Source organism: Mycobacterium sp. (assembly GCF_049608025.1).
In the GTDB taxonomy this organism is placed as follows: Bacteria; Actinomycetota; Actinomycetes; order Mycobacteriales; family Mycobacteriaceae; genus Mycobacterium.
On record NZ_JBMYXC010000024.1, the window covers coordinates 41,656 to 48,526 of the forward strand.

Consider the following 6,871-nt stretch of genomic DNA (forward strand, 5'->3'; position numbering starts at 1 on the left):
TGGTGGCCAGTCCCTATCTACTACTTCTACCGAATACCTGCGGGCTGTTACCTGCGGGTTCCCTCTCGATCGCACGCCGAGCCCGGTCCCGGGCCCAGTCCTGCGCATCGAGTACGTCCTCCACGTTAGCTGGTTCGGCCGCCCACTGGTCAGCAGCGCGCAGCACGTGCGACACGGTTCGTACGATCGCCGGAAATGGGATGCGTCCCTGCAGGAAGGCTTCCGCCGCCTCCTCGTTGGCAGCGTTGTAGACCGCGGTCAAGCAACCTCCCCCTCGACCGGCTTCGCGCGCCAGGTCGACTGCCGGGAAAATTTCGCTGTCGAGCGGCTCGAACTCCCAGCTCGCGGCCGTGCTGAAGTCACATGCCGACGCAACTCCGGCGACCCGGGAAGGCCAGCCCAGGGCGAGTCCGATCGGCAGCTTCATGTCGGGCGGACTGGCCTGGGCCAGTGTCGAGCCGTCGGTGAACGTCACCATCGAGTGCACGATCGACTGGGGGTGCACCACCACATCAATGCGGTCGTAATCGACCCCGAACAACAGGTGCGTCTCGATGAGCTCGAGGCCCTTGTTGACCAGAGATGCCGAGTTCAGCGTGTTCATCGGCCCCATCGACCAGGTGGGATGCGCGCCTGCCTGGTCGGGTGTGACGTGCTCGAGTTGCGCGGCGGTCCAGCCTCGAAACGGACCTCCCGACGCGGTCAGGACCAGCTTGGCGACCTCGTCGGCGGCACCGCCACGCAGGCACTGTGCCAGCGCGGAGTGCTCGGAATCGACTGGCACGATCTGCCCGGGCGCCGCCGCTTTGAGCACCAGCGGGCCTCCCGCCACCAGGGACTCTTTGTTGGCCAGCGCCAGTCGGGCGCCGGTAGCCAGCGACGCCAGCGTGGGTTCGAGCCCGAGCGAGCCGACCAGCCCGTTGAGCACCACGTCGACGCCGGCCTTCCCCGCTGTGTCCTCAATTAGCCGGGTGACCGCCTGCGGTCCCGAGTAGCTGACGCCACCGATGCTGGCGGCGGCGGCAGGGTCGGCGACGGCGATATTCGCCACACCGGTCTGCTTGCGCTGCCTGGCCAGCAGGTCAGGATTGCCTCCCCCGGCCGCGAGCCCCACGACCTCGAAGCGCTCGGGATTGGCGGCGATGACCTCGAGCGCCTGCGTCCCGATGGATCCCGTGCTGCCCAGGATCAGCACCCGCAGCCTGTTCCGCTGCCCGTGTTCGCCGGATTCGCTCACCGGTCCATTGTGCCGCTCGCCGCCGACTTACCTCGGGCAGCCCGACAAGCATGCGAGATGGTCCGGGAAATATTACGCAAATATTACGAACAGCCTGCAGGCCCATCCATTCGCTTCACAGCGGGGAATGTTCTACGTCAGCTTAGGACGGGTGACGATGTCCGTTCGTGAAGGGATAGGGAAAATATGAAGACAGTTCACCGGAAGACAGCTGCCGCGGCAGGAATCGCCGCGGTCGCGATCTTTGGCGCAGCCGCTTGTTCCAGCGACAGCAGCTCCGATGCGACCGACACGGCGACCACGACAACCACGTCTGCGCAGACCACGTCGGCCGAGCCCACGGCGGCGGCCGATCCCGCCGCCAACCTCGTCGGCACGGGGTGTGCGGCGTACGCTGAGCAGGTGCCCACCGGTCCGGGTTCGGTGGCGGGCATGGCACAGGATCCGGTGACAGTCGCGGCATCGAACAACCCGATGCTCTCGACGTTGACCTCCGCCCTCACGGGTCAGCTGAATCCGGACGTCAACCTGGTCGAGACCCTCGACGGTGGCGAGTTCACCGTGTTCGCGCCGACCGACGAGGCGTTCGCCAAGATCGACGCCGCCACGTTGGAGTCGCTCAAGACCGACTCTGACCTGCTGACGAGCATTCTGACCTACCACGTGGTGCCTGGTCAGGCCGCACCGGATCAGGTCGCCGGAGACCACGCGACGGTCCAGGGCGCGACCCTGACCGTGACCGGCGAAGGTGACGATCTGAAGGTCAACGACGCCGGCCTGGTGTGCGGCGGCGTTCAGACCGCCAATGCCACGGTCTACATGATCGACACGGTGCTCATGCCGCCGGCCAGCTAGACATCTCGGCTACCCGAAATCCCCCGTCCCTTGCAGGGCGGGGGATTTCGTGTGCGAGGGACCGGTGCGCGGCGGCCGCGACACCGAACAGCCCAAACGACGATCCAGACCGATCATCCGAAATATTTTGTCCGACAACCCATCCGCGCCACAAGATGCTCCGAATACGAGGTGCAAGTGTCCGGTAGGACAGTGACCACACAGTGGCTGCCAAACAGCGTCGCTGCGGTGAAAGGAAACGTACAAGATGACGGTCAACGGAAAAGCATTGGCAGGAGCCGGGTTCGCGGTGGCCGCTGCAATCGGCTTGTCGCTCGGAACTGCGACAACGGCCAGCGCGGAACTGGTCGGTCCGGGCTGCACTGCCTACGCCGAAATGGTGCCCGAGGGTCCGGGCTCGGTGCAGGGTATGTCGCAGGCACCGGTCGCGGTCGCCGCGTCGAACAACCCGCTGCTGACCACGCTCACCAAAGCACTTTCGGGACAGCTCAATCCGCAGGTGAATCTGGTCGATACCCTCAACAGTGGTGAGTTCACGGTGTTCGCACCCACCGACGAGGCGTTCGCGAAGATCGATCCGGCCACCATCGAACAGCTCAAGGTTGATGCGCCACTGTTGACCAGCATCTTGACCTACCACGTCGTCCCCGGACAGGCGAGCCCGTCACAGGTTGTGGGCACCCACACCACCGTGGAGGGCGGCGATGTCACCGTCACCGGTGATCCGAGCGCGCTGCACGTCAACGATGCTTCGGTGGTTTGCGGTGGAGTGCAGACGGCCAACGCGACGGTGTATCTGATCGACACCGTGCTGATGCCCCCGGCCTCCTAAGGCGACACAGCTCACACACGGCGGATTCCCCCGCACGCTTGCCAGGCGTGCGGGGGTTTCGTTTTTTCTTCAGCGGCGATTGCGGGCACCATCAATGCCATGCCTGCCGTGTTGTGGTTCCGTCGCGATCTACGCCTGTCGGACCTGCCCGCCATGTTGTCCGCCGCCGACGTCGATGGTGAGGTGCTGGCCTGTTACGTGCTGGACCCACGTTTGACAGCCTCGGTCGGCCCCCGTCGGTTGCAGTACCTCTACGACGCGCTGCGCGCGCTGCGCGACGGCCTCGATGGACGGCTCCTCGTCGCGCGCGGTCACCCCACGACGATGGTGCCGCTGCTGGCCAGGGCTGTTGAGGCCACGTCGGTACACGTATCGCAGGACTTCTCGCCCTTCGGCCGACGACGCGACGAGGCGGTGGCCGATGCGCTCTGTGACGTGGAGTTGGTGCCGACCGGGTCGCCCTATCTCGTATCGCCGGGCCGGATCAGCAAGGGCGACGGCACTCCGTACAAGGTGTTCACCCCGTTCTTCGGGGCCTGGCGCAAGCATGGCTGGCGGCCGCCGGCCGACTCCGGCCCGGCCTCGGCACGCTGGATCGATCCCGCCGACGTGCCCGGGCACCCCGGCATCGCTGATATTCCCGACGCCGGTATCGAACTCGAACTGCCCGCCGGCGAGCAGGCCGCGCGGCGCCAGTGGGAGGACTTCACCCGCACCGGTCTGACCGACTACGCCGACGACCGAAACCGTCCGGACTTGGACGGCAGCAGTCGCATGTCGGCACACCTGAAGTTCGGCACAATCCATCCGCGCACCTTGGCCGTGGATCTGGGGCCGGGCGGGGGCGCGCAGGCATACCTGCGAGAGTTGGCGTTTCGCGACTTCTACGCCGCCGTGCTGCACGAGTGGCCGAACAGCGCGTGGCATAACTGGAATTCCGCGTTCGACCGCATCGAGGTCGATGTGGACAGCGACGCCGAGGAGCTATTTGCTGCCTGGAAAACCGGACGGACCGGCTTTCCGATTGTCGACGCCGGTATGCGTCAACTTTCCGAGACCGGATTCATGCACAACCGGGTGCGGATGATCGTGGCGTCGTTCCTGGTCAAGGACTTGCATTTGCCCTGGCAGTGGGGCGCCCGCTGGTTTCTCGAGCAGTTGGTCGACGGTGACATGGCCAGCAACCAGCACGGGTGGCAGTGGGCGGCCGGGTGTGGCACCGACGCCGCGCCCTACTTTCGCGTGTTCAATCCCACCACTCAGGGCGCCAAGTTCGATCCCGCGGGTGAATACGTGCGTCGCTGGGTGCCCGAATGGCGCGAGATGGAGGACACCGGCGACGTACACGTCGACGTCTGCAAGGCGGGCAGCAACCGCCCGAATACCTACCCGGACCCCATCGTCGATCACGCGCAGGAGCGCATGGAGTCGCTGCGCCGGTACCGGGCCCTGAAGCAATGAGGCGCTGGCGCCCTCTTGGGGCGAAGCGACTGTTCATCCGGCGGCTCTACGTCCACCGGCAATGGACCTGTGTCAGAATGACCGCATCCAAGCGGCCCGATCATGAGGAGCAGCCATGGCAAGCACCGAAGTGGAACGGCATACCGATGTCGACGTCGAGGACGTGCCGTCTGCCGAGTGGGGCTGGTCCAAAGAGAATCCCCGAGTCAAGCAGATCGGTGGACTGCTGGCGGCCGGTTTCCTGCTGCTGATGATGCACGGCAACCACACCGGACGCGTGGAGGACTGGTTCCTGATCGCTTTCGCGGCGCTCGTCCTCGGCATGGTCGCGCGCAGCTGGTACGTCGTTCGCAACAGCACCACCAGATAGGTTTAATTCAGCTCAGACCGAGTACCGGCGTTGCCGCTAGTCGACGTGGGCCAGCGGCAGCGCGTTGTCGATTTGAGTCAGATCGACGGACAGACCGGCTGCCCGTCGGATCTCGACAAAGGATTCGATCAGCGTATCGGTGGCCTCATGCGGGTCGGCCAGGGTGCGGTCGTCGGTGAGCACCGAGATGGCGAGTTGATCGACGTAACTCCACACGGTGATGTTCATTCCGCTGCCGGCGACGAGCGTCCCGACCGAGTAGATCTCCTCGACCGTCGCCCCTTCGATGCAGCCGCGTTCTCGTGGCCCCGGGACGTTCGAGATCGTCAGATTCATCACAGCCGCGGATTCGACCCGTCGTGCCTGCCTGCTGAAGACGCCCGCTGTGCTGGCAGGCGGCAGATAACTCAGCCAGTTGGGTATCACGGTCGGACCGAGTAAGCGATGGTTTTCCTTGGCGATGGCGGTCGCCATCGCGGTGAGCCTGACCCGCTCCAGCGGGTCTTCGATGTGCACCGGCAATGACGGTGTCATATAGGTGAATTCGTTGCCCATCAATCGCTCGGGGGCAGTATTTATGCTCACCGGGACGCCGGCGATCAATGGCGAGTCAGCCTTCTTGTCATAGCGCAGCAGAAGCTTACGAAGGGCGCCGGCCGCCATCGCAAGCACGATGTCGTTGAGAGTGACGCCGAGATGCTTGGCAGTCTGCTTGACATCGGCCAGCGCCAGCGGTGCCGTCGCGAACAGCCGGCCCGGGGTGACGACATGGTTGAAGAAAGTCGCCGGCGGAGCGAAGTTGCGTGCCAGGTCAGGATGAGCGCCCCTCTCTTTGGACCGCTTGCGAACCTTGCCCACACCGGTGGCGGTCTCGTTCAACAGCCGGGGCAATCGGCGCATCAGTCGCACGTGATCCCGTCCCGCGGCCTTGAGTAGGTTCACCGCCGTCCTCGAATCTGCCGGTGCCGGTGCGAGTTGCCCGACCACCTCCGACTGGTCCGACTGCAGCACCCTGGCCAGTTGGTTGGCAGAGGCGACACCATCGGCGAGCACGTGGTGGACCTTGTGGATGATCGCGATGCGATTGTTCGCCAATCCCTCCGCGACGTACATCTCCCACATCGGGTGACCCCGATCCAGTGGCGTGCTGGCAATCTCGCCGATCAGCCGGTCGAGTTCCCGGCGTCCGCCCGGAGCCGCGACCTGCGCCCTTCGGAGGTGATAGTCGAGGTCGATCTCCGCATTCTGCACCCACATCGGGTGGTGGAGTTTCAGCGGAATGTCGACCAACTGGTAGCGCAGTGGCGCCAGGGCGTGCAATCGCGTCTGAGCGATGCTGCGGAAAAGGTCGAAGTCATAGCCTTCGACGTTCGACACATCGAGCACACTGATCTTGAGGGTGTGCATGTGAATCTCGGGCGTCTCGCTGTACAGCATGGTGGCGTCCAAGCCGTTGAGCCGTTTCACCTGTACCCCTTTCGCTTCAGACCTGCCGCCGCGCCACCTGGTGGAGGCCCTGGCCATGTCACCCATTCCACAGGTTTTGGTGCGCCAGGTGGCGTCTTCGATGAAACTGGCGCCGCATTCCCGCGGGACCGGACTCCGGTGCGCGGGCAGTGACTCCGGTCAGGGCAGAACCAGCGGAGCCCCCACGACCGCCTGACACCGGGGCCGGCCGAGAGCGGAACCTCGGCAAGGGGAATCGGCAAGGGGAAAACGCCGAATGCCGCAAGGTCGCGATCCACATGGCATAGCGTTGTTGGCAACCACCGCACCGAGTAGAACTGAATGCACAGTGACTGGATGCATGAGATGACGCAGGGAGCGCGACGATCGCCTTCGGCCTTGGCATCAGTGTCGGACGTAACCAGGGCTAACCGGTGTCGGTGCCGCACCAGTCGCCGTTTGAATACACCGGCACATTCATCGCGGTGACCATCATTGGCGCCGGACCAGCCAGGCACGACGACGAAGTTGAATCCAGCCAGGCACGACGACGAAGTTGAATCCAGCCAGGCACGAGTTGCCATGGCGCGACAGTGAACTGAAAGGCACCAGGACCTATGTCGAAGTCATCGAACACTGCAGAACCACATCTCGCGCGCGAGCACCTGCC

Annotated in this window: 7 protein-coding genes; 4 read left to right on the forward strand and 3 right to left on the reverse strand. The window is 64.8% G+C overall.

The window, feature by feature from the left end; translation table 11 throughout:
• Positions 1-13 precede the first annotated feature (13 nt).
• The gene (dxr, locus tag ACPGXI_RS10205) at positions 14-1,237 is read right to left on the reverse strand and encodes a 1-deoxy-D-xylulose-5-phosphate reductoisomerase (RefSeq protein WP_526652421.1); all 1,224 of its coding nucleotides are present in this window, start codon (positions 1,235-1,237) and stop codon (positions 14-16) included.
• A 186-nt stretch (positions 1,238-1,423) separates the two neighbouring features.
• Here dxr and ACPGXI_RS10210 point away from each other — a divergent pair, with 186 nt between their 5' ends.
• From ACPGXI_RS10210 to ACPGXI_RS10225, 4 genes are all read left to right on the forward strand, one after another.
• Positions 1,424-2,092, forward strand: coding sequence for a fasciclin domain-containing protein (locus ACPGXI_RS10210; RefSeq protein ID WP_526652423.1), 669 nt, complete (start codon positions 1,424-1,426; stop codon positions 2,090-2,092).
• A 247-nt stretch (positions 2,093-2,339) separates the two neighbouring features.
• Complete coding sequence (locus tag ACPGXI_RS10215; protein ID WP_526652425.1) at positions 2,340-2,924, forward strand: fasciclin domain-containing protein; 585 nt, start codon at positions 2,340-2,342, stop codon at positions 2,922-2,924.
• A 99-nt stretch (positions 2,925-3,023) separates the two neighbouring features.
• On the forward strand, positions 3,024-4,385 hold the full coding sequence (locus ACPGXI_RS10220) for a cryptochrome/photolyase family protein (protein WP_526652427.1): 1,362 nt from the start codon (positions 3,024-3,026) through the stop codon (positions 4,383-4,385).
• A gap of 115 nt (positions 4,386-4,500) precedes the next feature.
• Positions 4,501-4,755: a DUF2631 domain-containing protein gene (locus ACPGXI_RS10225; RefSeq protein WP_526652429.1), complete on the forward strand. Its 255-nt coding sequence runs from the start codon at positions 4,501-4,503 to the stop codon at positions 4,753-4,755.
• Between the two features lie 36 nt (positions 4,756-4,791).
• Here the strand turns inward: ACPGXI_RS10225 and ACPGXI_RS10230 are convergent, their stop codons facing one another.
• Both ACPGXI_RS10230 and ACPGXI_RS10235 read right to left on the reverse strand, forming a co-directional pair.
• Positions 4,792-6,222 carry a WS/DGAT/MGAT family O-acyltransferase gene (locus tag ACPGXI_RS10230; protein WP_526652431.1) on the reverse strand — a complete coding sequence of 477 codons (1,431 nt, stop codon included), beginning with the start codon at positions 6,220-6,222 and terminating at the stop codon, positions 4,792-4,794.
• Between the two features lie 406 nt (positions 6,223-6,628).
• Positions 6,629-6,871, reverse strand: a 243-nt coding sequence (locus ACPGXI_RS10235; RefSeq protein ID WP_526652433.1) for a hypothetical protein, incomplete at its 5' end; no start/stop codon positions are given.

Bases quoted from the DNA above. Each gene is read 5' to 3' on its own strand.
- ACPGXI_RS10210 (WP_526652423.1), top strand. From the start codon at position 1,424: ATGAAGACAGTTCACCGGAAGACAGCTGCCGCGGCAGGAATCGCCGCG.
- ACPGXI_RS10215 (WP_526652425.1), top strand. From the start codon at position 2,340: ATGACGGTCAACGGAAAAGCATTGGCAGGAGCCGGGTTCGCGGTGGCC.
- ACPGXI_RS10220 (WP_526652427.1), top strand. From the start codon at position 3,024: ATGCCTGCCGTGTTGTGGTTCCGTCGCGATCTACGCCTGTCGGACCTG.
- ACPGXI_RS10225 (WP_526652429.1), top strand. From the start codon at position 4,501: ATGGCAAGCACCGAAGTGGAACGGCATACCGATGTCGACGTCGAGGAC.